The sequence below is a fragment of the Amycolatopsis sp. SID8362 genome (assembly GCF_010550475.1).
In the GTDB taxonomy this organism is placed as follows: domain Bacteria; phylum Actinomycetota; class Actinomycetes; order Mycobacteriales; family Pseudonocardiaceae; genus Amycolatopsis; species Amycolatopsis eburnea.
In genome coordinates this window covers 1-995 of sequence record NZ_JAAGNB010000994.1, presented here as the reverse complement: position 1 = coordinate 995, position 995 = coordinate 1, and the positions used below count along the sequence as shown (strand labels likewise).

At 75.3% G+C, this 995-nt stretch carries 1 protein-coding gene; it reads left to right on the top strand.

Going from position 1 to position 995, the window contains the following annotated elements; all coding sequences use genetic code 11:
* Positions 1-141 precede the first annotated feature (141 nt).
* Positions 142-995: sugar nucleotide-binding protein (locus G3I65_RS31000; protein WP_160699245.1), on the top strand; the 854-nt coding region annotated here is incomplete at its 3' end.

The window sequence follows — 995 nt, the reverse complement described above, 5'->3', positions numbered from 1 at the left end:
CCGCCGGCTGCCGCGTCATCGGCGTCGACGGGCCCGCGCTCGGCGATCCGTCCGATGTGGACATCCTGGTGCCGGACCTCGCCGCGGTCGCGGCCACGGTGGGCACCGGCTCGATCGCGCTGACGAGGAGGAGCGAAACCCATGTCTGACAACACGGTTCTGGTCGTCGGCCGCGGGCTGATCGGCGCTTCGGTGGCCGACCGGCTGCGCGCAGGCGGCCACGACGTGGCGACCGTGTCGACCACGCCACTGCCCCAGGCCGGGCACCTGCCGGTCGACCTCGACGACCCGGCGGGCCGCGAACGCCTGCGGTCCCACGTCGACGCGCTGCGCCCGGCGCGGGTCATCCTGACCCACGGGCCCAGCGACGTCACGTGGATCGAAGCGAACGAGCAGCGGGCGGAGGCCGTCCACCACGGCGTGGCCAAGCTGCTCGCCGGGTCCGGGGTGCCGACCGTGCTGGTCTCCACCGACAACGTCTTCGACGGCTCGCGCGGCGGCCACCGCCCCGCGGACCCGATCAGCCCGCACAACGTCTACGGGCGGGTCAAGGCGCTGGCGGAGCAGGAGCTGCTGACCGGTCCGAACCTCGCGCTGCGCGTCAGCCTCGTCTACGGCTGGACCGGCCCGGCGCACCGCGCCACCTACGGCCAGCGCTGCCTGCAGGCGGCCGCCGCCGGCGAGGAGCTGGAAGCGCCGACCGACCAGTCGTTCACGCCGGTGCACATCGACGACGTCTCGGAGGTGCTGGCCGCGCTGTGCCGCGTGCCGGAGCTGCCGACCGGGATCGCCCACCTGGCCGGGCCGGAGGAACTGAGCCGGTTCGACTTCGCGACGGCGGCCTACCGGCTCACCGGCACCGACCCGGCGCTGGTGCGGCCGGTCCTGCGCCGCGACACCCTCTGGGCCTCGCGCCCGCGGCACTCCTCGCTGGCCTGCGACGACTTCGGGCACCTGCCCGGGCTGGCCGGCTGGACGCCGATGACGCCGGCGGA